General features: G+C 69.2%; 25 protein-coding genes, 1 tRNA gene and 1 pseudogene. 10 read left to right on the forward strand and 17 right to left on the reverse strand.

Annotated elements, in window-relative coordinates; genetic code table 11:
- Positions 1–80: 80 nt before the first annotated feature.
- Both ACOQFR_RS10525 and ACOQFR_RS10530 read left to right on the forward strand, forming a co-directional pair.
- A complete protein-coding gene (locus ACOQFR_RS10525) occupies positions 81–1,901 on the forward strand; it encodes a DUF885 domain-containing protein (RefSeq protein WP_421381626.1) in 1,821 nt (606 codons plus the stop codon).
- Positions 1,898–2,497: a GNAT family N-acetyltransferase gene (locus tag ACOQFR_RS10530; protein WP_421381628.1), complete on the forward strand. Its 600-nt coding sequence runs from the start codon at positions 1,898–1,900 to the stop codon at positions 2,495–2,497. Before ACOQFR_RS10525 ends, ACOQFR_RS10530 begins: the two co-directional genes overlap by 4 nt.
- A gap of 7 nt (positions 2,498–2,504) precedes the next feature.
- On the opposite strand, the gene ACOQFR_RS10535 is transcribed toward ACOQFR_RS10530, so the two are convergent.
- The 7 genes from ACOQFR_RS10535 to ACOQFR_RS10565 form a co-directional block, all read right to left on the reverse strand.
- Entirely contained in the window at positions 2,505–3,041 is a 537-nt protein-coding gene (locus tag ACOQFR_RS10535; RefSeq protein ID WP_421381630.1) for a phosphatase PAP2 family protein, read from the reverse strand.
- Positions 3,038–4,180: a glycosyltransferase family 4 protein gene (locus ACOQFR_RS10540; RefSeq protein WP_421381632.1), complete on the reverse strand. Its 1,143-nt coding sequence runs from the start codon at positions 4,178–4,180 to the stop codon at positions 3,038–3,040. Before ACOQFR_RS10540 ends, ACOQFR_RS10535 begins: the two co-directional genes overlap by 4 nt.
- 67 nt (positions 4,181–4,247) lie before the next feature.
- Positions 4,248–5,771, reverse strand: coding sequence for an exopolyphosphatase (gene ppx / locus ACOQFR_RS10545; RefSeq protein WP_421381634.1), 1,524 nt, complete (start codon positions 5,769–5,771; stop codon positions 4,248–4,250).
- Between the two features lie 4 nt (positions 5,772–5,775).
- Entirely contained in the window at positions 5,776–7,854 is a 2,079-nt protein-coding gene (ppk1, locus tag ACOQFR_RS10550; protein ID WP_421381636.1) for a polyphosphate kinase 1, read from the reverse strand.
- A 67-nt stretch (positions 7,855–7,921) separates the two neighbouring features.
- The gene (gene phoR / locus ACOQFR_RS10555; protein ID WP_421381638.1) at positions 7,922–9,247 is read right to left on the reverse strand and encodes a phosphate regulon sensor histidine kinase PhoR; all 1,326 of its coding nucleotides are present in this window, start codon (positions 9,245–9,247) and stop codon (positions 7,922–7,924) included.
- 20 nt (positions 9,248–9,267) lie between these two features.
- Positions 9,268–9,960, reverse strand: a complete 693-nt coding sequence (gene phoB / locus ACOQFR_RS10560) for a phosphate regulon transcriptional regulator PhoB (protein ID WP_421381640.1) — start codon at positions 9,958–9,960, stop codon at positions 9,268–9,270.
- 105 nt (positions 9,961–10,065) lie between these two features.
- Positions 10,066–11,754, reverse strand: a complete 1,689-nt coding sequence (locus ACOQFR_RS10565; RefSeq protein ID WP_421381642.1) for a M48 family metalloprotease — start codon at positions 11,752–11,754, stop codon at positions 10,066–10,068.
- Positions 11,755–11,843: 89 nt separating this feature from the next.
- On the opposite strand from ACOQFR_RS10565, the gene grxC reads away from it, so the two are divergent.
- The 3 genes from grxC (at position 11,844) to ACOQFR_RS10580 (ending at position 13,608) form a co-directional block, all read left to right on the forward strand.
- Positions 11,844–12,089 carry a glutaredoxin 3 gene (grxC, locus tag ACOQFR_RS10570; protein ID WP_421383277.1) on the forward strand — a complete coding sequence of 82 codons (246 nt, stop codon included), beginning with the start codon at positions 11,844–11,846 and terminating at the stop codon, positions 12,087–12,089.
- A complete protein-coding gene (locus tag ACOQFR_RS10575) occupies positions 12,086–12,478 on the forward strand; it encodes a carboxymuconolactone decarboxylase family protein (RefSeq protein WP_421381644.1) in 393 nt (130 codons plus the stop codon). Before grxC ends, ACOQFR_RS10575 begins: the two co-directional genes overlap by 4 nt.
- Before the next feature lie 119 nt (positions 12,479–12,597).
- Positions 12,598–13,608 carry an isocitrate dehydrogenase gene (locus tag ACOQFR_RS10580; protein WP_421381646.1) on the forward strand — a complete coding sequence of 337 codons (1,011 nt, stop codon included), beginning with the start codon at positions 12,598–12,600 and terminating at the stop codon, positions 13,606–13,608.
- 60 nt (positions 13,609–13,668) lie between these two features.
- On the opposite strand, the pseudogene ACOQFR_RS10585 reads toward ACOQFR_RS10580, so the two are convergent.
- The 4 genes and pseudogenes from ACOQFR_RS10585 to ACOQFR_RS10600 all read right to left on the reverse strand — a co-directional run.
- A pseudogene (locus tag ACOQFR_RS10585) lies at positions 13,669–14,268 on the reverse strand (class I SAM-dependent methyltransferase); the annotation flags it as partial.
- 73 nt (positions 14,269–14,341) lie between these two features.
- Positions 14,342–15,103, reverse strand: a complete 762-nt coding sequence (locus ACOQFR_RS10590) for a Bax inhibitor-1/YccA family protein (protein WP_421381648.1) — start codon at positions 15,101–15,103, stop codon at positions 14,342–14,344.
- 73 nt (positions 15,104–15,176) lie between these two features.
- Positions 15,177–15,992 (reverse strand): bifunctional hydroxymethylpyrimidine kinase/phosphomethylpyrimidine kinase, encoded by an 816-nt coding sequence (gene thiD / locus ACOQFR_RS10595; RefSeq protein WP_421381650.1) that lies wholly within the window; start codon positions 15,990–15,992, stop codon positions 15,177–15,179.
- A 106-nt stretch (positions 15,993–16,098) separates the two neighbouring features.
- Positions 16,099–16,512, reverse strand: coding sequence for a helix-turn-helix domain-containing protein (locus ACOQFR_RS10600; RefSeq protein WP_421381652.1), 414 nt, complete (start codon positions 16,510–16,512; stop codon positions 16,099–16,101).
- Between the two features lie 241 nt (positions 16,513–16,753).
- On the opposite strand from ACOQFR_RS10600, the gene ACOQFR_RS10605 reads away from it, so the two are divergent.
- Positions 16,754–17,773 carry a hypothetical protein gene (locus tag ACOQFR_RS10605; protein ID WP_421381654.1) on the forward strand — a complete coding sequence of 340 codons (1,020 nt, stop codon included), beginning with the start codon at positions 16,754–16,756 and terminating at the stop codon, positions 17,771–17,773.
- An 84-nt stretch (positions 17,774–17,857) separates the two neighbouring features.
- Here ACOQFR_RS10605 and ACOQFR_RS10610 read toward each other — a convergent pair whose 3' ends face one another.
- The 4 genes from ACOQFR_RS10610 to ACOQFR_RS10625 form a co-directional block, all read right to left on the reverse strand.
- Complete coding sequence (locus ACOQFR_RS10610; RefSeq protein ID WP_421381656.1) at positions 17,858–18,538, reverse strand: YoaK family protein; 681 nt, start codon at positions 18,536–18,538, stop codon at positions 17,858–17,860.
- 4 nt (positions 18,539–18,542) lie between these two features.
- The gene (locus ACOQFR_RS10615; protein ID WP_421381658.1) at positions 18,543–19,940 is read right to left on the reverse strand and encodes a PhoH family protein; all 1,398 of its coding nucleotides are present in this window, start codon (positions 19,938–19,940) and stop codon (positions 18,543–18,545) included.
- A 105-nt stretch (positions 19,941–20,045) separates the two neighbouring features.
- Positions 20,046–20,516 carry a peroxiredoxin gene (locus ACOQFR_RS10620; protein ID WP_421381660.1) on the reverse strand — a complete coding sequence of 157 codons (471 nt, stop codon included), beginning with the start codon at positions 20,514–20,516 and terminating at the stop codon, positions 20,046–20,048.
- A gap of 126 nt (positions 20,517–20,642) precedes the next feature.
- Entirely contained in the window at positions 20,643–21,203 is a 561-nt protein-coding gene (locus ACOQFR_RS10625) for a glycine cleavage system protein R (RefSeq protein WP_227977861.1), read from the reverse strand.
- A gap of 115 nt (positions 21,204–21,318) precedes the next feature.
- Here ACOQFR_RS10625 and dapA point away from each other — a divergent pair, with 115 nt between their 5' ends.
- A complete protein-coding gene (gene dapA, locus ACOQFR_RS10630) occupies positions 21,319–22,209 on the forward strand; it encodes a 4-hydroxy-tetrahydrodipicolinate synthase (protein WP_421381663.1) in 891 nt (296 codons plus the stop codon).
- A 61-nt stretch (positions 22,210–22,270) separates the two neighbouring features.
- Entirely contained in the window at positions 22,271–22,795 is a 525-nt protein-coding gene (locus ACOQFR_RS10635) for a hypothetical protein (RefSeq protein ID WP_421381665.1), read from the forward strand.
- Between the two features lie 57 nt (positions 22,796–22,852).
- Here ACOQFR_RS10635 and fdxA read toward each other — a convergent pair whose 3' ends face one another.
- Both fdxA and ACOQFR_RS10645 read right to left on the reverse strand, forming a co-directional pair.
- Positions 22,853–23,176: a ferredoxin FdxA gene (gene fdxA / locus ACOQFR_RS10640; RefSeq protein WP_421381667.1), complete on the reverse strand. Its 324-nt coding sequence runs from the start codon at positions 23,174–23,176 to the stop codon at positions 22,853–22,855.
- 113 nt (positions 23,177–23,289) lie between these two features.
- Positions 23,290–23,365, reverse strand: a tRNA-Glu gene (locus tag ACOQFR_RS10645).
- A gap of 113 nt (positions 23,366–23,478) precedes the next feature.
- Between ACOQFR_RS10645 and pcnB the strand changes: the two genes are divergently transcribed.
- Both pcnB and folK read left to right on the forward strand, forming a co-directional pair.
- Positions 23,479–24,858, forward strand: coding sequence for a polynucleotide adenylyltransferase PcnB (gene pcnB, locus ACOQFR_RS10650; protein ID WP_421381669.1), 1,380 nt, complete (start codon positions 23,479–23,481; stop codon positions 24,856–24,858).
- Entirely contained in the window at positions 24,855–25,355 is a 501-nt protein-coding gene (gene folK, locus ACOQFR_RS10655) for a 2-amino-4-hydroxy-6-hydroxymethyldihydropteridine diphosphokinase (RefSeq protein ID WP_421381671.1), read from the forward strand. Before pcnB ends, folK begins: the two co-directional genes overlap by 4 nt.
- The last annotated feature ends 25 nt before the right edge of the window (positions 25,356–25,380 follow it).

Genomic DNA, 25,380 nt, shown 5'->3' on the forward strand with positions numbered 1-25,380 from the left:
TTATAGGTCCCGGCCTCCGGCAGGGTGGCCGGAACGGTGGCCTCTGGTATCTTCCGGGCGACCCCTTGGAGACCCTCCGGATGAAGATCGCGATACGCCTGGTGGGCTGGCTGCTGTTCGCCGGCCTGCTGCTGGGCATAGGCCTGTCCCTGCACACGATCCACGCCAAGCCCCTGAAGATCGAGTGGTTCTTCGAGCGGGTCTTCATCGAGTACGCGATCGACGACCCCGAGATGCTCAGCTCGCTGCGCATCCTGCCGCCCTGGATGGACTGGTACAGCGACGACCTGACCGACCGCTCGCTGGCCCGCGAGGCGAAGATGCAGCGCAAGCTGCGCGACGACCTGGCCACCCTGCGCAGCTACGACCGCGCGGCGCTGGACGCCAACCAGCAGCTGTCCTACGACGTGCTCGAGTACTTCCTGGCCATCCAGGCCGACGGCGAGCGCTTCGCGCAACACAACTATCCGCTCAACCAGCTGTTCGGCATCCAGAACGAGTTCCCCACCTTCCTGGCCACCCAGCATTCGGTGGACTCGGTGAAGGACGCCGAAAACTATCTCTCCCGCCTGACCAAAACGCCGGTGATGGTGGACCAGGTGATGGAAGGCCTGCGCGCGCGCGAAGCCGCGGGCATCCTGCCGCCCACCTTCGTGGTGGAAAAGGTGCTGACCGGCATGCGCGACTTCGCCGGCGCCGCGCCGAAGCAGAACATCCTCTACACCTCCTTCGCGGAAAAACTCGGCAAGCTGCCGGCGGGCACCCTGGACTCCGGCGAGCGCGATGCCCTGCTGGGGCGTGCGGAAGCCGCGATCAGCGGCCAGGTCTACCCGGCCTACGGCAAGTTCATTGCCTACTACGACGGCCTGCTGGGCAAGACCCAGGGCAACCACGGCGTGTGGGCGCTGCCCGACGGCGCGGCCTACTACGCCTGGGCCGCGCGCCAGCACACCAGCACCGACATGACGCCGGCGCAGATCCACCAGCTGGGCCTGGATGAAGTGGCCCGCATCGAGGCCGAGATGAACGCCATCCTGGTCGCCGAGGGCCTGACCGAAGGCAGCGTCGGCGAGCGCGTGCAGCTGATCGCCATGCGGCCCGACCAGCTCTACTCCGACGACGACGCCGGCCGCGCGGCGATCATCGCCGACTTCACCCGCATCATCGAAGAGATCGACGCCGGCCTGGACCCGTACTTCAACGTGCGCCCCAAGCAGGGCATGAAGGTCGAGCGCATTCCCGAGTTCCGCCAGGCCACCGCGCCGGGCGCCTACTACAATCCGCCGGCGATGGACGGTTCGCGGCCGGGCATCTTCTACATCAACCTGCGCAACACGGCCGAGGTGGCGCGCTTCGGCATGCGCACGCTGGCCTACCACGAAGGCATCCCCGGCCATCATTTCCAGACCACGATCCAGCAGGAGCTGACGGGGGTGCCCACGTTCCGCAAGCTGCTGCCGTTCACCGCGTTCTCGGAAGGCTGGGCGCTGTACACCGAACGCCTGGCCTGGGAAATCGGCTTCCAGGACCAGCCGCTGGACAACCTGGGCCGGCTGCAGGCGGAAATGTTCCGCGCCGTGCGCCTGGTGGTGGACACCGGCATGCACGAGCAGCGCTGGACGCGCGAGCGCGCCATTGCCTACATGCGCGAGAAGACCGGCATGCCCGAAACCGACGTGGTGGCCGAGATCGAGCGCTACCTGGTGATGCCGGGCCAGGCCCTGGCCTACAAGGTGGGCATGAACCGCATCCTGGAACTGCGCGAGAAGGCCAAGGCCGCGCTGGGCCCGAAGTTCGACCTGCGCGGCTTCCACGACCAGGTGCTGACGGGAGGCGACCTGCCGCTGGCCCTGCTGGAAAAACGCATCGATGCCTGGATCGGGGAGCAGGCCAAGAAGTGAGCGGCACGGCGACCGTGCGGCGCGTCGGCGGCGCGGCGATCGGCCCGTGGCTGGACGCGGTGGCGGCGCTGCGCATCGCCGTGTTCCGGGACTGGCCGTATCTGTACGACGGCGACCTGGCCTACGAGCGGGACTACCTGCGCGCTTACGCCGCTTCGCCCGGCAGCGTGTTCGTGCTGGCGCTGGATGGCGACCGCGCGGTCGGCGCCGCTACCGGGCTGCCGCTGGCCGATGATGCCGAGGCGTTCCAGGCGCCGTGGCGCGCGGCCGGACTGGCGGTCGACCCTGTGTTCTACTTCGGCGAATCCGTGCTGCTGCCCGAGTATCGGGGGCGGGGCCTGGGCCATCGCTTCTTCGACGAGCGCGAGGCGCATGCGCGCGCACTCGGCCGGTTCACGACCACGGCCTTCTGTGCGGTGGACCGCGATGCCGACGATCCTCGGCGGCCCGCCGGGCATCGCGGCAACGAGGCGTTCTGGACCAAGCGCGGCTACCGGCGCCAGCCGGGCTTGACGGTGCAGCTGGCGTGGCAGGAAATCGGCGAGCCCGCCGCGTCGACCAAGCCGCTGAACTTCTGGGTTCGAGCCCTGGCGTGACCGCAGGTCAGGCGACGACCGGCGCGATCCAGAGCGACAGCGTTGCCAGCGCCAGCCCGAGGCCGGTGGCCGCGATCACGTCGCTGGGATAGTGCAGGCCCAGCACCACGCGCGAGACAGCCACGCTGGCGGTGAACGGAACCAGCAGCCAGGCCAGCGCGGGATAGTGCGCCAGCGCCACCGCCGTGAACGACACCGCGTGCAGGGTGTGGCCGGAGGGGAAGCTGAATTCATCCAGCGGCGCGATCCAGGCGCGGATGCGTACGTCGGCGGCGCAGGGGCGCGGGCGACGGGTCCAGCGCTTTAGTTTGCGATACAGGATTAGCACCACGACGCCGGTGGCGGCCAGGTGCGCCGAGGCCGCCAGGCCGCGCCAGCCGTCGGCCAGCACCAGGGCCGCCATCAGCGCATACCAGAACGCACCGTCGCCCAGCCGGCTGATGGCGCGGAAGTAGGCGCGGACCACGCCGCGCGTGCACCAGCGGTTCGCGGCCAGGCACCAGCCCTGCTCGCGGTCCACGAGCCGGCGGGTGCGCGGCGTCATGCCGCCTCCTGTTCCTGCGCCAGCCCCGAGAGCAGGCCGGCGAAATCGCGGGCGACGGTGTCGGGATGCAGGTGCAGCACCGCCGAACGCGCCGCCGCGCCCAGCGCCGGCAGGTCGCGCCGCAGCGCCGTGCTGACGAAGGCCTCGAGGAAGCCGGCCTCGTCGCCGAAGGCCGCGGTGGCGCCGTGGGCGCCGTTGCAAAGATGTTCGCGCGCCGCGCCATAGTCGAAGGCCACCGCGGCGATGCCGCTGGCCATGGCTTCCAGCGTGACGTTGCCGAAGGTCTCGGACAGGCTGGGGAAGCAGAACAGATCGGCGCTGGCAAAGTGGCGTGCCAGCGCTTCGCCGCGCAGCACGCCGGTGAAGATGAAGTCCGGGTTGGCGGCCTGCAGCTCGGCGCGGGCCGGGCCGTCGCCGACCCAGACGAAGCGCGCCTGCGGCCGGTGCCGCTGCAGCTCGCGGAAGCAGCGCACGGCCAGCGGAAGGTTTTTCTCCGGCGCGATACGGCCCACGCTGATCACCACCGGCGCGTCGGGGCCGGCCTGCCACGTCGCACGCAGCGCGTCGTCGCGCCAGCGCGGATGGAAGTCCCGGGTGTCCACCGCCCGACCCAGCCGCAGCACGTGGCGGAAGCCCTGCTGCGCCAGTGCGTCCTGCAGTTCACGGGTGGGCACCAGGGTGGCATCGGCGCGGTTGTGGAAACGCCGCAGCCAGGAAAATACCCAGGGGCTGAGGAAGCCCGCGCCGTAGCGGCCCACGTAGTCGTCGAAGCGCGTGTGGAAGCCGGTGGCGACCGGAATGCCCAACCGACGGCAGGCGCGAAGCGCCGACCAGCCCAGCGGGCCTTCGGTGGCGATGTAGACCGCATCCGGGCGCTGCACCGACCAGCGCGCCGTGAGCCGGCGGCCGGCCGGCAGGCCGAAGCGCAGGCCGGGATAGCGCGGGATCGGCGCGCCTTCGACCAGCAGCAGTGAGGGGTCGGGGCGGCTGCTGTCCTCGTCGCGCTGCGGCCGCACCAGGCCCACCGTGTGGCCGAGGCCGCGCAGGCCCTGTTCCAGCGCCTGCACGGTGAGCGCGACGCCATTGACGTCGGGCGGGTAGGTTTCGGTGACCAGTTCGAAGTGCTTGAGCCTGTCCATGGCCGGCACTTTGCGCGGCCTGCGTGCCAGCGGCGTTACCGCGGCATGACCGGGCCATGACGCCGGTTCAGACGGTGCGGATCACCAGCTTGCGGTCCACGTCCTGCAGGTACTCGCGCTCGCTGTCGAGATCGGCGCGGGTCAGCGGGTGCGCCTCGAGCCAGGCGCGGGGCAGGGTGAGGGTGGCGGCGTTGGCGCTGTCCAGGCGCAGCTGCATGTCGGGCAGCGGATCGCGGTCGTGGCCGCGGTGGAACAGCACGGCCAGGCGCAGGATCAGGGCGCAGCGCAGCACGTTCGGCACCAGCCGGTCGGGCAGCTTCTCGAAGCTGGGCAGGTGCACGCCGCGGCGCTGGTTGCGCACCACCGCCGCCAGCGACTGCTGCTCGGTGCGCGAGAAACCGGCGATGTCGGAGTGTTCGAGCACGTAGGCGCCGTGCTGGTGGTACTGGCTGTGGGCGATGGCCAGGCCGAGTTCGTGCACCTGCGCGGCCCAGGACAGCAGGCGGCGGTCGCCGGGCTCCAGCGCCAGCGGGCCCTCGACCTGCTCGAACAGGGCCATCGCCGTGGCCTCCACCCGCGCGGCCTGGTCCACGTCCACCCCGTAGCGGTCGCACAGCGCGCGGATCGAGCCATCGCGCGGGTCGGTTTCGCTCGCCCGGCCCACCAGGTCGAACAGCACGCCCTCGCGCAGCGCGTAGTCGCTGATGTGCATGCGCTCGATGCCAAGCTCGGCGAACGCCGCGTCCAGCACCAGCAGGCCACCGGCGAAGATCGGCCGGCGTTCGGACGACAGGCCGGGCAGGCGGATGTCCTGCAGGCGCTCGAAGTCAAGCAGCTTCTCGCGGATCACCGCCAGGCTGTCGGCCGTGACCGAGACCTTGGTCAGCTTCAGCGCCACCGACACGTCGCAGATGGCCTTGATGGTGCCCGACGAACCCATGGCGTCATGCCAGCCGCGTTCGCGGTAGGCGTTGGCGAACTGCTGGAATTCAGCGGTGATCTCGGTGCGCGCTTCCTTCCAGCGCTTGCGCGACAGCTTGCCGTCGGCGAAAAAGCGGCGGGTGGTGGCGATGCAGCCCATCTGCAGGCTTTCGCGCTCGATGGCCTCGAAGCCCTGGCCGATGATGAACTCGGTGGAGCCGCCGCCGATGTCCATCACCAGCCGGCGCTTGCCTTCCGTGGGTGGATTGCCGTTGGCCACGCCCTGGTAGATCAGGCGGGCCTCCTCGCGGCCGGCCACCACGTCGATGCCGTGGCCCAGCGCGGCCTCGGCCGGCACCAGGAAGTCCTGCGGATGCCGCAGCGCGCGCACGGTGTTGGTGGCGATCGCGCGCACGCGCTTGGCGGGAATGGCGCGCAGGCGCTGGCCGAAGCGCGACAGGCATTCCAGCGCGCGCGGCATCACCGCCGGGTCCAGGCCGCCCTGGCCGTCCAGGCCCTCGGCCAGGCGCACGGTCTCCTTGATGCGGTCGACGATGCGCAGCTGGCCCAGCAGGTAGCGGGCCACCACCATGTGGAAGCTGTTGGAGCCCAGGTCGACCGCGGCCAGCAGGTCACCGTCCTTCAGTGGCTGCTCGACGTCGGTCGGCATCAGGTCATCCGCAGAGTTTGGCGAGTAGCGCGCCCTGTGCAGAATAAGGCATCTCGCCCTCGGCGGGCGAGGCCCGGCGATAGCTGCCGTCGTGCTGCAGCTCCCAGGCGTTGAGGTTGTCGGCCAGGTAATTGGCCAGCTCCTCGTCGTACACGCGCTCGGCCAGCCTGGGTTCCAGCAGCGGGAAGCAGGTCTCGACCCGGCGCATCAGGTTGCGCTCCATCCAGTCGGCGCTGGAACAGAAGATCTCCGGCGTGCCGCCGTTGCGGAACCAGTACACGCGGCTGTGCTCGAGGAAGCGGCCGATCACCGAGCGCACCGTGATGTTGTCCGACACGCCCGGCACGCCCGGCCGCAGGCAGCAGGCGCCGCGCACGATCAGCTCGATCTTCACGCCGGCCTGCGAGGCCTCGTACAGCGCGCGGATCACGCTGGGCTCGTTGAGGGCATTCATCTTGGCAATGATGTGTCCACCCTTGCCGGCGCGCGCATTCTTCGCCTCGCGCTCGATCTTCTTGAGCAGGCCGGCATGCAGGGTGAAGGGCGACTGCAGCAGCTTGCGCAGCTTGATCTTGGGCGCCAGGCCCGAGAGCTGGTGGAAGATGTCGTGCACGTCGGCGGCGATGTCCGGGTTGGCGGTCATCAGTCCGATGTCGGTGTAGGCGCGCGCCGTACCGGCGTGGTAGTTGCCGGTGCCCAGGTGCACGTAGCGCTGCAGCTTCTTTCCTTCGCGGCGCACGATCAGCATCATCTTGGCGTGGGTCTTGTAGCCCACCACGCCATACATCACCTGCACGCCGGCCTCCTGCAGCTGGTCGGCCAGGCGGATGTTGGCCTCCTCGTCGAAGCGCGCGCGCAGCTCCACCACCACCGTCACGTCCTTGCCGTTGCGCGCGGCCGTGATCAGGTGGTCGATGATCTTGCTGTCCTTGCCGGTGCGGTACAGCGTCTGCTTGATCGCCAGCACCTCGGGGTCGTTGGCGGCGAACTGCAGCAGGTCCAGCACCGACTGGAAGCTCTGGTAGGGGTGGTGCAGCAGCACGTCCCCTTCGCGCAGGGTCTTGAACGGCGCGTCCTCGTCGAGCTTGGCCGGCCGCTGCCGGAACGGCTTGAACTTCAGCTCCGGCCGGTTGACCAGGTCGTAGACCTGGGTGACGCGGTTGAGGTTGACCGGGCCGTTGATGCGGTACACCGCGTTCTCGGTGAGGCCGAAATTCTGCAGCAGGATGTTGACGATGGCCTTGGGGCAGTGCTCGGCGATCTCCAGCCGCACCGCGGGCCGGAAGCCGCGGCTGGCCAGTTCGTCCTTCAGCGCGCTGGCCAGGTTCTCCACTTCCTCCTCGTCCACGAACAGCTCGGAGTTTCGGGTGACGCGGAACTGGTAGGCGCCCTTGACCTTGAGCCCTGTGAACAGGTCGTCCACGAAGGCGGTGAGCACGGCCGAGAGCAGCACGAAATCGTGCTGGCCGCCGGAAACCTCGGGCGGCAGCTTGATGATGCGCGGCAGCGAGCGCGGCGCCCGCACGATGGCCATGCCGCCGTTGCGGCCGAACGCGTCCTTGCCTTCCAGCACCACCACCACGTTGAGCGACTTGTTGAGGATGCGCGGGAACGGATGCACCGGGTCCAGGCCCAGCGGCGACAGCACCGGCAGCAGCTCGTCCTGGAAATAGCTGTGCAGCCAGCGCTTCTGCTTGGCGTTCCAGGCTTCGCGCGTGAGGATGCGGATGCCGGCCTCGTTGAGCTCGGGGCGCAGGGTGTCGTTCCAGTATTCGTACTGCGCCTTCACCAGTTCGCCGGCCTTGTCGTGGATCAGCTCCAGCGCTTTGGTCGGCGCGATGCCGTCGGGCGGCAGCGGGCCGCCGAACTGCTGGGCCGTGCGCACGGTCGCGGCGCGGATCTCGAAGAACTCGTCCAGGTTGGTGCAGCTGATGCACAGGTACTTCAGGCGCTCCAGCAGCGGCACCGTCGGGTCCTGGGCCTGCGCCAGCACGCGGAAGTTGAACTCCAGCTGGGACAGTTCCCGGTTCAGGTACAGGTCGGGCGAGTGCAGGTCGGGGCTGTCGGGGCTGTCGGGGCTCATGGTCCGTGGCGTTCGTTCGGGGCCGCAGGGAGGCCTGCGGCGGGGGGGATAGTGTAGTGGTTCGGGCTCAGGCGCCCGCGAGCACGCGTTCACGCACCCGCGCCGGGCCGAACACGCAGGCGAAGGTGCTGCCCGAGCCGACTTCGCTTTCGATCTCGAGGCGTCCCTGGTGCAGGCTCAGCACGTGCTTGACGATGGACAGGCCCAGGCCGGTGCCGCCCGATTCCCGCGAGCGGCTGGTGGACACGCGGTAGAAGCGCTCGGTGATGCGCGGCAGGTGCTGGGCCGGGATGCCGTAGCCGCTGTCCTGCACTGCCAGGCGGGCGCCGCCGTCGGCCGTGCGGCTGAAGCGGATGACGATGCGGCCGTCGGTGGGCGTGTAGCGCACCGCATTGCTGACGAGGTTGGAGAAAGCGCTGTGCAGCTCCTTGATCGAGCCGGTAAGGTCGATGCCCGCCAGGTCCTCGACCGTGATCTGGTGCCGCCCCTGGCTCAGGGCCTCGGCCTCGCGGCGCAGCGTGACCAGCATCGGCGCCATGGACATGGGCTCTTCGGGCAGGTGTTCCTGCGCTTCCAGGCGAGACAGGGTCAGCAGGTCCTCGACCAGCTGGGTCATGCGCTGCGACTGGCGCCGCATTTCCTCCACCATCACCGCCAGGTCCGGGTGCTCCTCGGGCTCGATCATGTCCAGGTAGCCATGCACCACCGTCAGCGGCGTGCGCAGCTCATGCGAGACATTGGCGACGAAGTCGCGGCGCACCTGCTCCAGCCGCATCAGCTTGGTCACGTCGCGCACCACCACCAGCCACTGCGTGGCGGAGTAGGGGATCAGGCGCAGGCTGATCCGCACCAGCGGGTCGGCGGGACTGGCCAGGTCGGTCAGCGGGTCGTCGGTCTGCGCGGCGGCCAGCCAGTCGCGCACGCGCGGCTGTTCCGGGAAGAAGTCCAGCAGCGGCTCGCCCAGGCTTTGCGGGTAACGCAGCCCGAGCAGGTGGCGCGCGGTCTTGTTGAACCACACCAGGTGGCCATCGCGGCGGTTGATGATCAGCGCGCCGTCGGGCATCGCCGTCGCGGCCTGGCGATACGCGCGCAGCAGGCGCACCAGGCGCCGGCCGCGGGTGCGGTTTTCGGTCTGGCGCCGGTGGATCAGCGTTTCCAGCGCCGCCCACAGGCCCTGGCCATCCACCGTGCGCAGCTGCTTGCGCCAGTCGAGGAAACGCAGCACGCGGTACAGGCGCCAGTAGGCTCGCGCGGCCAGCAGGGCGGTGGCGATGCCCAGCGACCACCAGACCTGGCCCAGCACGACGCCGATGCCCAGGGCGATCGCGTAATACAGCAGCAGCCGGATCAGGGACTGGCGCCAGGCCAGCCGCAGCAGCATCGAAACGCTCATGTCCGGCCGGGCTCCATCGCTCAGGCCATCGCGGCCGAGAAGCGATAGCCGGAGCCGCGCACCGTCTGCACCATGTCGTCCAGGCGGTAGGGCTCCAGGGCCTTGCGCAGGCGGCGGATGTGCACATCCACGGTCCGTTCCTCGACGTACACGTTGCCGCCCCAGACGTGGTCGAGCAACTGGGTGCGGGTGTAGACGCGTTCGGCGTGGGTCATGAAGAAATGCAGCAGGCGGTATTCGGTCGGGCCCACGTGCACCGACTGGTCGCCGGCGAAGACCCGGTGCGCGGCGCCGTCGATGCGCAGGCCGCCCACGGTCACGGAACCGTCATCTTCGTCCTCGCGCGAGCGGCGCATCACGGCGCGGATGCGGGCCAGCAGCTCGCGGGCCGAGAAGGGCTTGACCACATAGTCGTCCACGCCCGATTCCAGGCCGCTGACGCGGTCGTTTTCCTCGCCGCGGGCGGTAAGCATGATGATCGGGATGTCGCGGGTCAGCTCGTCCTTGCGCCAGCGCCGGGCCAGCTCCAGGCCGCTGGATCCGGGCAGCATCCAGTCCAGCAGGATCAGGTCGGGCACCTTTTCCGCGATCGCGGTCTGGGCCTCGCGGGCGTCGCCGGCGTGCACCGGCTCGTATTCGCCCTTGCGCAGGGCATAGGCCACCATCTCGCGGATGGCGGGTTCGTCGTCGACGATCAGGATGCGTTTTTGCACAGGGTTTACCGTGTCACCGGGAGGGCCTGCGTGCAAGTAGATAAAACTTTTGTGACCGGGCAGTGACAGGGTGCTGTCCGGGGTTCCAGGCCCCGGGGGCCGCGGTCACTGGCGGTCAGGGCGCTGCTCGTGGGCGCGGATGCCCTGGCGTTCCATTTCCAGCACCACCGGGGTGATGGCGGCCATGCGGGCCTCGATGCGGGCGCGCTGGTAGTAGTCCAGGTCGTCTCGCTGCTTGAGGCGGTCGAGCTGGTTGAGCGCATCCACCGCCCGGCCGTTGAGGTAGGCGGCTTCCGCGTAGGCCTCGCCTGCCCGCACCAGGTCGCCGGCCAGCTCGCTGGCGCGGGCGAAGCTGCGCTGGAACAGGGGGTCGTCACCGCTGCTGCCCAGCAGCGGACGCAGCACTTCCTGGGCGCGGCGGCCGGCCACGGCGGTGGACATCTCGCCCAGGGTCTGGGCATAGGCCAGGCGCACCGCGCGGCTGTCGGGATGGCGAAGCAGCAGGGCGTCGAAGCGCTCGCGCGCGACCTCGTTGCGGCCAGCCACCGCCGCGGCCTCGGCGCGGGCCAGCTCCAGCCACAGCTGGCCGGGGTGGCGTGCCAGAAGGGCCTCCAGGCCAGCCTCGGCCTCGGCCGGGTAGCCGGCCCGCATCTGCGCCAGGGCCAGGCCGTAGCGCTGGGGGTCGCCCGCCCTGTCGCCCAGGGCCCGCGCCGAGGCGCGGTACTCGCGCAGTGCCGCGGCGGTGTCATCGGCACTCAGTACCCGCAGCCGTTCCTGGGCCCACCCGAACAAACCGGTTTCGCCCCCGGCGCTGGCGGCGCCGAGGCTGAAGTCGCCCGGCAGCAGCGGATTCATCGACGGCCTGAGCGAAGGCCCCTGCGTCGGCGGCTGGGCCTTGAGCCGCTGTGCCAGCTGGCGGGTCTCGCTGATGCGGGTGGTGGTGACCGGGTGGCTGCGCAGGTATTCGGGCAGCTGGTAGCCACCGCTGTTGCCGCGGTTGGCGCGCTGCATGCGCTCGAAGAAGTCGGCCATGCCATCCGGGGCGTAACCGGCGCGGGCCAGGGTCTGGATGCCGACGCGGTCGGCTTCGGACTCGTTGGACCGGGTGTAGTCGATCTGGCGCTGGGCCATCAGCGCCATCGCGCCGGTCACGACCGCAGCGGTGGCGTTGTCGCTGGAGCTGTCGCGCGAATTGCTGCTGGACGCCGCCTGCGAGGCCGCGATCGCGCCGATCATCGCCAGCAGGATCGGAATCTGGTCCTTCTGCGCGCGTTCGACCGCACGCAGCACGTGGCGCTGGCTGACGTGCGCGATCTCGTGAGACATCACGCCCGCCACCTCGGCCTCGTTGCGGGCGGTCAGCACGAGGCCGGCGTTCATGCCGACATAGCCGCCGAGCGTGGCGAAGGCGTTGATCTGCCGGTCGCGCATCATGAAGAAGGTGAAGGACTGGCGCGGGGTGTCGCTGGCCGCGGCCAGCCGGTAGCCCATGGCCTGCAGCCAGGAATCGATCAGCGGGTCGTCCAGCACCAGGCCCAGGCGCCGCAGTTCGTAGAGAGTGTAGGCACCGTAGTCGGCCTCAAGCTGCGGATCGATCACCTCGCCGGCGGAGGAGCCGATGTCGGGCAGGCCGGTGTCCTGGGCGCGCGCGCTGCAGGCCAGGCCCAGGGCAAGGCTGAGGGCGGCGAGGGGAAACAGGATGCGCACGGTGGCTCCACGGGCAGGACGGCTCAGGATACCGGCTGGGCCCCGGGGCGGGGGTGAACCCGCGGTTAACACGACCGGCCCCGCCATCGCTGCGTTGCAGTGCCGCGCTGGAAAAGCAGGGCCTTGCCCCCCAGACTTGCGGCGTTGCCTGGAGAGAGAACGTGCCCGAAGTCCTGATGTACACCACCGCCGTCTGCCCGTACTGCGTGGCGGCCAAGAATTTCCTCAAATCCCGCGGGGCCACCTGGCGCGAAGTGCGCGTGGACCTGGACTTCGAGGCGCGCCGCCGCATGATGGACCTGACCCAGCGCAGCTCGGTGCCGCAGATCTTCATCGGCGAGCGCCACGTCGGCGGCTACGACGACCTGGTGGCGCTGGACCGCGCCGGCGGCCTCAAGCCCCTGCTGGAGGGCTCGGCATGAGCGCGGACGAAAAGGACCGGGTGCAGGCCTTCACCGAATTCCGGCAGCGCATGAACGAGCGCATCCTGGGCCAGGACAACCAGGTGGTGCGGCGTTTCTTCGCGCTCGACACCCAGACCTACAAGGCCGGCGCGCTCGACCTCAAGACCAAGGAGCTGATGGGCCTGGTGGCGTCGATGGTGCTGCGCTGCGACGACTGCATCAGTTACCACGTCGCGCAGTGCAAGGACGCCGGGGTGAACCGCGACGAGCTGTTCGAGGCCTTCAGCGTCGCCCTGGTGGTCGGCGGTTCCATCGTCATCCCGCATCTTCGCAGGGCCGTGGACTTCCTCGACCAGCTCGAAGGCGCCGGCGCGCACGCGCCCGCGGCGCCCTCGCACGAGCACTGATCCGGCGGCCCGGGGCCACGACCAAGGTCGGGTGGGCAGGGTCGGGGGCTGATCTGGCATAATACGGCGCCTTCGGGAGCCGTCCGGCTGCCCGGTACTTCTTGGAAGAACAAGCACTTATGACCCAGACCATCGCGGTGATCCGTGGCGACGGCATCGGCCCGGAAATCATGGACGCCACCCTGCAGGTGCTCGATGCGCTGCGGCTCGGCCTGCAGTACGACTTCGTCGAAGCCGGCCTGGCCGCCTACGAAAAGCAGGGCGAACTGCTGCCGGCGGCCACCCTGGACGCCATCCACCGCCATCGCGTGGCGCTGAAGTCGCCGCTGACCACGCCGGTGGGCGAAGGCTTCTCGTCCATCAACGTCGAGCTGCGCAAGCGCTTCGACCTGTACGCCAATGTGCGCCCGGCGATCAGTTTCCCCAACACCAAGTCGCGCTACGAGAACATCGACCTGATCACGGTGCGCGAGAACACCGAAGGCGCCTACATCGGCGAGGGCCAGAACCTCACCGCCGACGGCGAGACCGCCACCCTGACCCAGCGCGTCACCCGCCGCGGCTCCGAGCGCATCGTGCGCTACGCCTTCGACCTGGCGCGCCGCGTCGGCCGCAAGAAGGTCACGGTGGTGCACAAGGCCAACATCCTCAAGTCCACCTCGGGCCTGTTCCTGAAGGTGGCGCGCAACGTCGCCGCCGAATACCCCGACATCCAGTGCAACGAGATGATCGTGGACAACACCTGCATGCAGCTGGTGATGAAGCCCGAGCAGTTCGACGTGATCGTTACCACCAACCTGTTCGGCGACATCATCTCCGACCTGTGCGCCGGTTTGGTGGGCGGCCTGGGCCTGGCCCCCGGCGCCAACATCGGCACCGAGGCGGCCATCTTCGAGGCCGTGCACGGCTCGGCGCCGGACATCGCCGGCAAGGGCGTGGCCAATCCGATCGCGCTGCTGCTGGGCGCCATCCAGATGCTCGAGCACCTGGGCAAGGTCGAGGAAGCGGCGCGCCTGCGCAAGGCGATCGTGGACACGATGCAGGCCCGCGACCACCTCACGCCGGACCTGGGCGGCAGCGGCACCACGCAGTCGCTGGCCCAGGCCATCGCGGCCCGCGCCCAGGGCTGATTCCCGCCAGGCATGCAGCAACGAGGGCGCCTCCGGGCGCCCTCGGCCTTCTTGGGTACTTCAGGGGGCGGGCAGGCCGAACAGCGCGCGCGTCTGCGCGTCGGGCGCGTCGCGGAAGGCCAGCAGGTTGATCTCCAGGTTGCCCAGGCTGCTGAAGGTCTTGCGGAAACCCGCGCGTGCCAGCACGCGCTGCAGCGATTTGTTGGTGAAGCCGGTCTTGTGCGCGTAGAAGTCCTGGCCGCTGGCCTGGATCTGCGAGGACAGTCCGTAGATCACATCGAGCACGCGGATGGGGCCGGCCGCCGAGTCGTACAGCACCTCGTCAACGTCCAGGCCACGCTGCAGTGTCTGCTTCATCAGTTCGTGCAGGTCGGGCACGCGCACGTGCAGGAAGCCGTCGGGCTTGAGCACGTGCAGGAATCCGGCCAGCACCCGCGGCACCTCGTGCTCGTGGTAGTGCTCGAGGTTGTGCGAGCAGTAGATGGCGTCGAACTGGCCGGGTTCGAGCGTGGCCAGTTCGCGCGCATCGCAGACCAGATCGGGCGCTCCGGCCGGGTCGATGTCCAGCAGCAGGTGTTCGAAGCCGGCGTATTGCGGCGGCAGCGGCGTGAGCTTGCTGCCGCCGCCGACGTTGAGCAGTCGTTTCATGTCGGGATTCCGGGACGCAGTCCGTCCTGCAAAGAGGAAGGGCCGGCGCTGGCCGGCCCTTCGGGTAGCCGCAGGCCGTGGCCGGTCAGTCGCGCGACTGCAGCTTGGCCAGCAGGCGCAGGATTTCCAGGTACAGCCAGATCAGCGTGACCACCAGGCCGAAGGCACCGTACCACTCCATGTACTTGGGCGCACCGGCCTCGACGCCGGACTCGATGAAGTCGAAGTCCAGCACCAGGTTCAGCGCAGCGATGATGACCACGAAGGCGCTGAAGGCGATGCCCATCCAGCTCGCCTCGTGGATGAAGCCGATGCCGTCCAGGCCGAACAGGCGCATGCCGATGTTGACCAGGTACAGCACCGCGATGCCGCCGGTGGCCGCCACCACGCCCAGCTTGAAGTTTTCGGTGGCCTTGATCAGGCCGCTCTTGTAGGCCAGAAGCAGCGAAGCCAGCACGCCCATGGTCAGCATCACCGCCTGCATGACGATGCCGGGGAACTGCGCCTCGAACATGGCCGAGAGGCCGCCGACGAACAGACCCTCGAGTGCCGCGTACAGCGGCGCGGTGACGGGCGCCCAGGCCTTCTTGAACACGGTGACGATGCCCACGACCAGGCCGCCGATGGCGCCGCCGATCAGCCAGGGCATCACGGCGCCCGGGTTCTCGGGGGTGAACAGGCTCCAGGTGTAGGCGGCGGTGGCCACCACCAGCAGCAGCAGGAAGCCGGTCTTGTTGACGGTGCCGTTGAGCGTCATGGTGTCGCCGGCGGTGGCGCCGGACACCAGCTGGCCGCTGGCGACGTCGAGGAAGGCGTTCTGGTTCAGGGCGGGATTGCCGCTGCGCATGGGTCTGCTCCGGGTGGATTCTGACCGGGATGCTAGCCGAGCCCCGGGACGGGCGCCACCTCGGGCAACCGCGTCAGGCCTCAGTGCGAAGCGGGCGGGCCCACAGGTGGTCCAACACGCGCACCGTGCCCTTGCCCGGCGAATGACCCTGCAGCAAGGCCCCGTGCACGTAATCGGCCGCGAGCTCGCAGGCCGTCCCGGCGTCCCGCCCGAGGCACAGGCCGGCGGCGATCGCCGAGGCCAGCGTGCAACCGGTGCCGTGGCCTTCGAACGGCAGCCGGGCGTGCCGGTACTGCCGGCGGGTGCGGTCATCCCCGTAGCGGTCGATCATGTCGCCGCTGCCGGGCAGGTGGCCGCCCTTCAGCAGCACCGCCCGGGGCCCCAGAGCCAGCAGGTCGTCCAGCGCGCGGTCGGCATCGTCGGCGTCCCGGATGGCGCGGCCCAGCAGCAGCTCGGCCTCCGGGATGTTGGGGGTCAGCACGCTGGCCAGCGGCAGCAGGCGCTCGCGCAGGGCATCCAGGGCGTCGTCGGCCAGCAGCTTGGCGCCCGATGTGGCCACCATCACCGGATCAAGCACGACCAAGCGCGGCGTGTGGACGATCAGGGCATCGGCGACGGCATGGATGACCTCGGCGTTGGCCAGCATGCCCAGCTTCACCGCGCCGATGGCGAAGTCGTCGAAGCAGGCATCCATCTGCGCCCGAAGGAAAGCCACCGGCGGCACGTGCACCGCGGTGACGCCGCGCGTGTGCTGCGCGGTGAGCGCGGCGATCGCACTCAGGCCGTGCACGCCGTGCGCGGCGAAGGTCTTGAGGTCGGCCTGGATGCCGGCGCCGCCGCCGGAGTCGGAGCCGGCGAGCGTCAGGGCGCAGGGCAGGGTGGGGTCCATGGGCGGATTCTGACACCGCCTGTGCGTGGGAGGAATTTCGGGCGCTTGCGGGATGAGCCGCCCGCGGCGCCGCATCCGGCTATCCGGCCGCGTACCCGCCGGCGGTTCAGAAACTTCTGGCGATCAGCTCGATCACGCCGGCGACCTGCTTGCGCACGTGGAAAGGCATGCGCCGCAGCATGTCCAGGCAACTGGCCTCGAGATCGTCGTGTGCGAATTCCGTGGCCCGCACGGCGGCTTCCCAGGACTCCGCCGCCATCGTCACCGGACCGCGCCCCGTGCCCAGCCATTCCAGGTGGACGTTGGTGGCCACGGCGATGGCCACCAGGTGCGGCATCGACGGATAACAGCCATCGCGCCGCTCCCACTGCGCCACGGCGCTGCGCTTGACGCCCACGGCTTCGGCCAGGGCGCGCTGCGACATCGAGGCCAGCGTGCGCGCGCGACGGATGCGTTCGGCAGGCGTCTGCAGATGGCATTCGGACGAAACAGGGGTTGCACGGGAACCATTTACTAACATGTTAGTGATATCTCCCGAACCTGGTGCGGAATGAATAACGCGTCGCGCGAAAGTCCACTTGCCTACAGGACACGCGCAACTTTCGGGATTCCGGCCAAGCGCGGGTTAGCAATAAGCATGCTTGTGGTGGCGCCGGGTGCGGGCTATCCCGTAGGCCATGGAGCCGGATCAGCGACTCCATGCCGCGCCACTGACATGCACTTCCCATCCCGCGACGACGAGATCGCATCACGGAGGACTCATGAACAGGAAAATTTTGTTCTCAAGTTTGCTTTTTGCAACGGTCGCCCAGACGGCCGCGACGTCCCCGACCCAAGCCAAGGGCAATGGCCTGGCCCCGGAATCCATGCGCGCCGAGCTGGCGCAGGACATCGTCGACCGATGGCAGCCGCATGTGTCGCGCACCTACGGCAAGAACAGCGACGGGTGGTCGGAACGCATGCGTTCGACCCTGCGGTCGGCCGACCTCGCCAACCTCGAGCTGGCGGCCAGCGCGGACAGCTTCCGCGCCATGAACGCCGCCCTGCTCGGCGGCGCGAAGGCATTCGCGGACTCCGGCGACGCGCCGTCCAGCCTCGGGCAGCCGGGCGAGGACCTGGTCTACACGCCGGTGGCGCCTTGCCGGCTGGTCGACACCCGCATCATCGGCGGTCCGATCGTCGCCAACACCACGCGCAGCTTCGTCGCCCACAGCGCCGGCGGCTTCGCCTCGCAGGGCGGCGACGCCAGCGATTGCGCCCTGCCCGAGAACGTGTCCTCGGTCACGGTCAAGATCACCTCGGTCCGGCCGGACGCCGACGGCTATTTCACGGCCTACCCCTACAACACGGTGCGGCCGCTGGCGTCCTCGTTGAACTACACGGCCGGCATGATCCTCTCCGACGAAAGCCACGTGACCCTGTGCCGCCCTGGCTGTGCGAATGAGCTGAGCGTCTACAGTTTCGCCACGTCCGACTTGGTGATCGACGTCACCGGTTATTTCACGGAACCCGAGGCCACGGCCCTGGACTGCACGGTCGCAACCGACAGCGGCAACCTTGCCCTGCTGAGTGGACTGCAGCCGCGCAGCGTCAGCTGTCCGGCCGGTTACACCGCCACTGGCGGCGGCTGCGGCGGACCCCTGGGCATCGGCGTGAGCAACTCGCAGCCGGTGGTGACGGCGGGCCAGCCCACCGGCTGGCGTTGCGACCTGGTGGGCTCGCTGCTCAGCGTGATCAGCTACCAGGTCAACGCAACCTGCTGCCGCGTGCCCGGTCGCTGAGCCGGCATTCCGGTCCGAAGGCCGGCCAGGCTGGCCGGCCTTCGTCGTCTTCGTTCCCCTTGTTCGGCGGGGATGGCTAGCGCCTCAGGCCTTGCTGCTTGCCCGCTGGAGCGCGTGATGCCGGTAGACGACGTAGCCGACGCCTGCCGCACCGGTGAGCATCGCGGGCAGGTAAAGCGCACGGTATTGCATCATGCCAAACATCAGCGCCCCCCCCACGCCGCCGGCGAGGAAGCTGGCGATGATCACCAGGCAGAGCCACAGCCGGCGGCGTGGCACCGGCAGCCCGCGCATCGCGTGGCCCAGGGTGATGCCCAGGTCCGTGAACATGCCGCTGACGTGCGAGGTGCGCACGATCGCGCCGCTGTAGGTGGTGGCCATGGCGTTCTGCAGCCCGATCGCGACCGCCGCCAGCACCGGCCCTGCGAAGCTGCCGCGCTCGAACAGCGGCACCGCCAGCGCCAGCAGCACGGCCTCGATCGCCAGCGCCACGCCGTAGCGACGGCCCAGCCTCAGCGTGCTGTCCTGGATCAGCAGGCCGCTGAGCACCGCACCGCCAACGAAGGCCAGCAGCATCGCGCCCAGCTGCAGCACGTGCGGAAGGTTGCCCTGCGCCAGCGCCGCGCCCAGCAGCGACGTGGTGCCGGTGAGGTGGGTGATGGCCTGGTGCTCGAAACCCAGGTAGCCCACCACGTTGACCATGCCGGCCACGCAGGCCAGGGCCGCGGCCCCGACCCAGACCCACGTGGCCAGCCGTTCGGTCATGGCCTCACAGGACTTCCGACGCGTAGTCGGCCAGGCGCGAGCGCTCGCCGCGGCGCAGCGTGATGTGGGCCGAATGCGCCCAGTTCTTGAAGCGGTCCACGGCGTAGGTCAGGCCCGACGTGGTCTCGGTGAGGTAGGGCGTGTCGATCTGCTCCACATTGCCCATGCAGATGATCTTGGTGCCCGGGCCGGCGCGCGTGATCAGGGTCTTCATCTGCTTGGGCGTGAGGTTCTGCGCCTCGTCCACGATCACCCAGCGGTTGAGGAAGGTGCGGCCGCGCATGAAGTTCATCGAGCGGATCTTGATGCGCGAGGCCAGCAGTTCGTTGGTGGCGCCGCGGCCCCAGCTGCCGTGGTCCTCGGTGTGGGTGAGCACCTCGAGGTTGTCGGTGAGCGCACCCATCCACGGCGTCATCTTTTCCTCCTCGGTGCCGGGCAGGAAACCGATGTCCTCGCCGACGCTCACCGTGGCACGGGTCATGATGATCTCGCGATAGCGCTGGATGTCCATGGTCTGGGTCAGGCCGGCCGCGAGCGCCAGCAGCGTCTTGCCCGTGCCGGCGGTGCCCAGCAGGGTGACGAAGTCGATCTCCGGATCCATCAGCGCGTTGAACGCGAAATTCTGCTCGCGGTTGCGCGCGTTGATGCCCCAGACCTGGTGCTGCGGGCTGCGGAAGTCGTCGACGATCTGCAACACCGCGCGCTGTTCGTCCAGGCGCGCCACCTTCATCTCCACTTCGTCGGTGCCGGGCAGGTACAGGAACTGGTTCGGGTACCAGCCGTCGTCGTCGGTGCGGCGCACCTCGTAGAAGGTGCGGCCTTTCTCGGTCCAGCTGCGAAGACTGCCCTCGTGCCGGTCCCAGAAATCGGCCGGCAGCTCGTTGGCGCCGGTGAAGAGCAGGTTGAAGTCGTCGATGGCGCGGTCGTTTTCGTAGTCCTCGGCCTTGACGCCGGCGATCGAGGCCTTGATGCGCAGGTTGATGTCCTTGGACACCAGCACCACCGGCACGCCCGGGTTGTCCTCGATCAGCTGCAGGATCGAGGACAGGATCAGGTTGTCGGGCATCACCTTGCCGAAGCGCTTGCTGCCGTCCACCGGCTTGAGCTGGAACAGCAGGCGGCCCACGCTTTCCTGGGCGCGCAGCTGCAAGCCCTTGGGCTGGGCCAGCTTCACGCCCTGGCCCAGGTCCTGGCTGCCGTGCGCCTCGATGATCTCGTTGAGGAAGCGGCTGACCTGGCGCGCGTTGCGGCTGGCTTCGCTGTGGCCCTTCTTGCCGTTGTCCAGCTCCTCCAGGACCATCATCGGGATGAAGACGTCGTGCTCCTCGAATTTGAACAGCGCGGTCGGGTCGTGCATCAGCACGTTGGTGTCCAGAACATAGATCCGCTTGCTTCTAGTCATGGGGTTCTCGGCTAGGTTGGACACGGAACGCACGTCCTTGTGCACAGCGAAGCGCCGCCTTGGCTCGCGGGGCGAGACGGCGGGTCGGGTTTGCGCGGGGGTGCATCACTTGGCTTTGGCGGCCTTCTGCAGCGTTTCAAGCACGGCCTCGGCATGGCCGGCGACCTTCACTCCGCGCCAGCACTCGGCGACGCGGCCCTCGGGATCGATCAGGAAGGTGCTGCGCTCGATGCCCATCACCTTCCTGCCATACATGTTCTTCTCCTTGATGACACCGAAGGATCGGCACAGGCCCTCGTCGGCGTCGGAGACCAGGTCGAACACGAAGCCATGCTTGGTGCAGAAGTTCTGGTGAGACTTCACCGAATCGCGCGACACGCCCAGTATCTCGGCCTTGGCGCGGCGGAACTTCGGATACAGGTCGTTGAAGTCGAGACCTTCCGTGGTGCAGCCCGGGGTGTTGTCCTTGGGATAGAAGTACAGCACCAGCCAGCGGCCGCGGTAGTCGGACAGGTCGGCATTGCCTCCGCGCCCCAGCGTGATCGGCAGGCCCAGGATGCGGTCGCCGACGTTCACTTGGGCGCCGCTCCGGCAGCCGCCTCAAGTGCGGCAACACGCTTCTTCAGTGCGTGGACTTCGCTCATGGCGATCAGCGCGAACATGAAACCGACAAACGCGAAGAAAGACATCAGCGCTCCTTGCTCAGAACTTCATCGGATCCATGATGGCGTCGAGGTTCAGGTGATCGCAGAACTCGAGGAAATCGTCGCGCAGCGCGGCGATGTGCATGTTGGCCGGGATGCCGATGGTGACCTGGGCCGAGAACATGTCGGCGCCGGTCTGCATCGCCCGGTAGCGCGAGCTGTGCAGGCTTTCGATGGTGATGCCCTGGCGGTCGAAGAAGTCGGCCAGCTGGAACAGGATGCCGGGCTTGTCGGCCGCCACCACCTCCACGATGTAGGGAAGCAGGTTGGACTGCAGCGCCTTGGGGCCGGTGCGGTACCAGACCAGCTTGTAGCCTTCCTCGCGCTCGAGCCGGGTCAGCATGGCCTCGAGCTTGGCCACGGCGTCCCATGACCCCACCGCCAGGGCCGTGACCGACACGTCGCGGCCCACGGTGGACAGGCGCGCGTCCACCATGTTGCAGCCACTGTCGGAGATGCGGCGGGTGACGGCCAAAAGCGGCGACTGCGGATGCGTGGTGTAGGCGCTGATCAGCAGGTGGTTCTCGTTGGCGGTCGGGCGTGCGGCAGGGTCGGTCAATTCGGTGTTCCGTGGCGGCGCGTCTGAAGCTGCGCGGAATGTTCCGGGCCAGCATACTTGCCGCCGCTTTCCACCCGCAAGTAACATCGCGGCCAGTCCCCGCAAGGCCCTTCCTTTGCACCTTTCCGGCAGCATCACCGCCCTGGCCACGCCGTTCACGGCCGCCGGCGCGCCCGACCTCGACGCCTGGTCGCGCCTGATCGACACCCAGATCGCGGGCGGCACCCGCGGCATCGTGGTTGCCGGCTCCACCGGCGAAGCCGCCGCGCTGGACGACCGCGAGTACTCCCAGCTGCTGCGCGCCGCCGTGGCCCAGGCGTCCGGCCGGCTGCTGGTGCTGGCCGGCACGGGCCAGTCCAACACCGCCAAGACCATCGCCCAGACCCATCTGGCGCGCGACGGTGGCGCCGACGCCGCGCTGGTGGTCACGCCGCCCTACGTGCGGCCCACCCAGGAAGGCCTGGTGGCGCACTACACCGCCGTGGCGGAAGAGGGCGGCCTGCCGGTGGTGCTGTACAACGTGCCGGGCCGCACCGGCTGCGACCTGTTGCCTGAAACCGTGGCGCGGCTTTGCGCGCATCCCGGCATCGTCGGCCTGAAGGAGGCCCGCGGCGACGAGGAGCGCTGGGAGGCGCTTTATCCCCTGGCCCGCGACGATTTCGCCCTGCTCAGCGGCGACGATCCGACCTTCGTGCGCGCCCTGCTGGGCGGCGCCCGCGGCGTGATCTCGGTGGCGTCCAACGTGGTGCCCGCCAGTTTCAGCCGGCTCTGCGCGCTGGCCGCGGCCGGCCAGTCCGACGCGGCCCGGGCGCTGGACCAGCGCCTGCAGGACCTCTACGACTTCCTGGGGGTCGAGCCCAATCCGATCCCGGTCAAGGCCCTGCTGGCCCGGCAGGGCATCGGACACGGCCTGCGCCTGCCCCTGTTGCCGCTGTCGGCCGGGCACAATGCCCGGGCCGATGCCATGGCCGCGCTGTGCCAGGCCCTGGAACACGAAACCGCCTAATCCCGCTTACCATATGGAACCGAGCCCGCGGCCGTGCCGCGGTGCCATTCAGGAGATCACCATGACCGCGTCCTCGTCCCACTACCGCCCGCTGCTGATCGGCGCCATCGCACTCGCCCTGCTTTCCGTGGGCGGCTGCGCCTGGACGCGCGACAAGCTGGGCATGGACGCCAAGTACCAGGACAGCGTGCAGAACCAGCCGCTGGAAGTCCCGCCCGGCCTGGACCTGCCTGCCACCACCGGCGCCATCACCGTGCCCGACGTCACCGGCAACCCGAACGTGCGCGGCACGCCGGCCGTGGCGGCGCTGCCGGGCGGCATCTCCAGCTTCACCATGGCCGACACCCTGGACAGCGCCTGGCGCCGCGTCGGCATCGCGCTGGGCAAGATCGAGGGCGTCAGCGTCGATGGCACCGCCAAGCTGCTCAACAGCTATGAGGTCAGCTACCAGGGCACGGCCATGCTGATCCGCGTCGAGACGGTGGGCAACGAGAGCCGCGTCGTGGCGCTCGGCAGCGACGGCAAGGAACTCTCCGGCGGTCCGGGCGGCCAGCTGCTGGCCTTGCTCAAGGCGCGCCTGGGCTGAGGCCAGCGCGCTGGATCGCGCGGGGTACGACCCCCGGCGCGAAGGCAGGCAAGGGGACTAGCGCTGCAGCTGGTCCAGCTTGCCGGACTTGCCGTCCCATTCGGCCGCATCCGGCAGCGGGTCCTTGCGGGTGGTGATCACGGGCCAGGCCTTGGACAGCTCGGCGTTGAGCGCGATGAAGGCTTCCTGGCCGGCGGGCACGTCGTCCTCGGGATAGATCGCCTTGGCGGGGCATTCGGGCTCGCACAGGGTGCAGTCGATGCACTCCTCCGGATCGATCACCAGGAAATTGGGGCCTTCGTGGAAGCAGTCGACCGGGCACACCTCGACGCAGTCGGTGTACTTGCAGCGGATGCAGTTCTCGATGACGACAAAGGGCATGGCCGGTTCCTGGATGGGTCGCAGTGGCCGGGATTCTAGCCGCGGGCGCGGCCGTCGCCCAGCGTGGGCTTGAAACGAGGAAGGCCCGGCACAGGGCCGGGCCTTCGGAAGGGTGGCGCTCCCTAGGGGACTCGAACCCCTGTTCCAGCCTTGAGAGGGCCGTGTCCTAGGCCACTAGACGAAGGGAGCGCTGATGGCGAAGCCATGGGACGGGCGTTAGTATAACGGGCTTTACCCATGCCGGGAAGCCAGACCCCCGGCCCGCGAGCCGCCGCGCAAGGAATCCGCGCGGCCGAACCCAGATGGATACGCGCATCGCCACTCCCACGCACCCGCTCATCGTCCCGCGCGCCGAGCACGGCATTTCCCGCAAGGACATCAGTCCCAACGCGCTGCGGGTGCTGTACCGCCTGCGCGAGGGCGGATTCCAGGCCTACCTGGTCGGCGGCGCCGTACGCGATCTGCTGGTGGGCGGGCACCCCAAGGACTTCGACGTGGCCACCGACGCCACGCCCGAGCAGGTCAAGTCGCTGTTCCGCAACTGCCGCCTGATCGGGCGCCGGTTCCGGCTTGCGCACGTGGTCTATGGCCGCGAGATCATCGAGGTCGCCACCTTCCGCGCCAACATCGACGACGGCAGCGGCGACCGCGAGACCGAGGACGGCGGCCGCCTGCTGCGCGACAACGTCTACGGCACCATCGAAGACGACGCGGTGCGCCGCGACTTCACCGCGAACGCGCTGTACTACGCGATCGAGGATTTTTCGGTCCGCGACTATGTCGGCGGTTTCCAGGACTGCCAGGACCGCGTGCTGCGCCTGATCGGCGATCCGGTCGAGCGTTATCGCGAGGATCCCGTGCGCATGCTGCGTGCGGCGCGCCTGGCGGCCAAGCTGGGCTTCACGATCGCGCCCGACGCGGCGGCGCCGATTCCCGAACTGGCGCACCTGCTGGCGGCGGCACCGCCCGCGCGCCTGTTCGACGAGTGCCTGAAGATGTTCCTGGCCGGCCACGCCGAAAGCAGCTTCCGCACGCTCGAAGACCATGGCCTGCTGCCGGCGCTGTTTCCGGAAACGGCGGTCGCGCTGGAGACCAACCGAAGCGGCGCCCTGCGCACCATGGTGCTGCAGGCGCTGCGCAATACCGACGAGCGTGTCGCACACGACAAGCCGGTCACGCCGGCGTTCCTGTTCGCGGCCCTGCTGTGGCCCGCCTACTGCCGTGAGCTGGCGGTGATGCAGAAGGCCGGCACCGATCCGCTGGTGGCGCAGCAGCGCGCCGCCGACCGCGTCACCCTGCACCAGGCGCAGCGCATCGCGCTGCCGCGCCGCTTCTCGCTGCCGATGCAGGAGATATGGCTGCTGCAGCCGCGCTTCAACCAGCGCGTGCGCAAGCGCGTGTTCCGCCTGCTCTCGCATCCGCGCTTCCGGGCTGCGTTCGATTTCCTCGAACTGCGGGCCAGCGGTACGCCCGAAGTGGCTGACGATCTTGCCTTCTGGCGCGAGGCGCAGCAGCAGGCGCCCGAGCAGCTGTCCGAGCAGCTTGAATCCAAGACCCCGCGCCGCGGCCGCGGCGAGCCGGCCGGCTCCGATGGCGCGGACGCGGACGGCGCATCGCCGGGTCCGAAGAAGCGTCGCCGGCGCCGTCGCAAGCCCGGTGGTGGCGAGGCGGCCGCGGAATGAGGCCCGACGCGCCCATCCGCGCCTACGTTGCCGTCGGCGGCAACGACGGCGACGTCGAAACCAACCTCACCGAGGCGCTGTGGGCGGTGGACGCCCTGCCGCAGACCACCATCCGCGCCCAGTCGGCCTTCTACCGCACGCCCGCCTGGGGCCGCACCGACCAGCCCGACTTCCTCAACGCCGTGGTCGAGCTGCAGACGCGCATGACGGCGCCGGTGCTGCTGGAGTCGCTGCTGGCGATCGAGACCCGCTTTGGCCGCGTCCGCAGCCAGCAGGACCGCTGGGGTCCGCGCACCGTGGACCTGGACCTGCTGCTGTACGGCGACGAGGTGATGGACGAGCCCGGGCTTACCCTGCCGCACCCGCGCATGCACGAGCGCGCGTTCGTGCTGGTGCCGCTGGCGGAAATCGCCCCGCGCCTGGTGGTGCCGGGGCGCGGCGACGTTGCCACGCTGCTCGCGGCGGTGGCTACGGACGGCATCGAAGCGATACCTTAGGGGCTCCCCCGCAAGGTGCCCCGCC

Source organism: Arenimonas sp. MALMAid1274, assembly GCF_049195245.1.
Lineage (GTDB): Bacteria > Pseudomonadota > Gammaproteobacteria > Xanthomonadales > Xanthomonadaceae > Arenimonas.

Coding starts and splice junctions, on each gene's coding strand:
- ACOQFR_RS10525 (WP_421381626.1), top strand. CDS start 81: ATGAAGATCGCGATACGCCTGGTGGGCTGGCTGCTGTTCGCCGGCCTG.
- ACOQFR_RS10535 (WP_421381630.1), bottom strand. CDS start 3,041: ATGACGCCGCGCACCCGCCGGCTCGTGGACCGCGAGCAGGGCTGGTGC.
- ACOQFR_RS10540 (WP_421381632.1), bottom strand. CDS start 4,180: ATGGACAGGCTCAAGCACTTCGAACTGGTCACCGAAACCTACCCGCCC.
- ppx (WP_421381634.1), bottom strand. CDS start 5,771: ATGCCGACCGACGTCGAGCAGCCACTGAAGGACGGTGACCTGCTGGCC.
- ppk1 (WP_421381636.1), bottom strand. CDS start 7,854: ATGAGCCCCGACAGCCCCGACAGCCCCGACCTGCACTCGCCCGACCTG.
- phoR (WP_421381638.1), bottom strand. CDS start 9,247: ATGAGCGTTTCGATGCTGCTGCGGCTGGCCTGGCGCCAGTCCCTGATC.
- ACOQFR_RS10565 (WP_421381642.1), bottom strand. CDS start 11,754: ATGGCGGGGCCGGTCGTGTTAACCGCGGGTTCACCCCCGCCCCGGGGC.
- grxC (WP_421383277.1), top strand. CDS start 11,844: ATGTACACCACCGCCGTCTGCCCGTACTGCGTGGCGGCCAAGAATTTC.
- ACOQFR_RS10575 (WP_421381644.1), top strand. CDS start 12,086: ATGAGCGCGGACGAAAAGGACCGGGTGCAGGCCTTCACCGAATTCCGG.
- ACOQFR_RS10580 (WP_421381646.1), top strand. CDS start 12,598: ATGACCCAGACCATCGCGGTGATCCGTGGCGACGGCATCGGCCCGGAA.
- ACOQFR_RS10590 (WP_421381648.1), bottom strand. CDS start 15,103: ATGCGCAGCGGCAATCCCGCCCTGAACCAGAACGCCTTCCTCGACGTC.
- thiD (WP_421381650.1), bottom strand. CDS start 15,992: ATGGACCCCACCCTGCCCTGCGCCCTGACGCTCGCCGGCTCCGACTCC.
- ACOQFR_RS10600 (WP_421381652.1), bottom strand. CDS start 16,512: ATGTTAGTAAATGGTTCCCGTGCAACCCCTGTTTCGTCCGAATGCCAT.
- ACOQFR_RS10605 (WP_421381654.1), top strand. CDS start 16,754: ATGAACAGGAAAATTTTGTTCTCAAGTTTGCTTTTTGCAACGGTCGCC.
- ACOQFR_RS10610 (WP_421381656.1), bottom strand. CDS start 18,538: ATGACCGAACGGCTGGCCACGTGGGTCTGGGTCGGGGCCGCGGCCCTG.
- ACOQFR_RS10615 (WP_421381658.1), bottom strand. CDS start 19,940: ATGACTAGAAGCAAGCGGATCTATGTTCTGGACACCAACGTGCTGATG.
- ACOQFR_RS10635 (WP_421381665.1), top strand. CDS start 22,271: ATGACCGCGTCCTCGTCCCACTACCGCCCGCTGCTGATCGGCGCCATC.
- fdxA (WP_421381667.1), bottom strand. CDS start 23,176: ATGCCCTTTGTCGTCATCGAGAACTGCATCCGCTGCAAGTACACCGAC.
- pcnB (WP_421381669.1), top strand. CDS start 23,479: ATGGATACGCGCATCGCCACTCCCACGCACCCGCTCATCGTCCCGCGC.
- folK (WP_421381671.1), top strand. CDS start 24,855: ATGAGGCCCGACGCGCCCATCCGCGCCTACGTTGCCGTCGGCGGCAAC.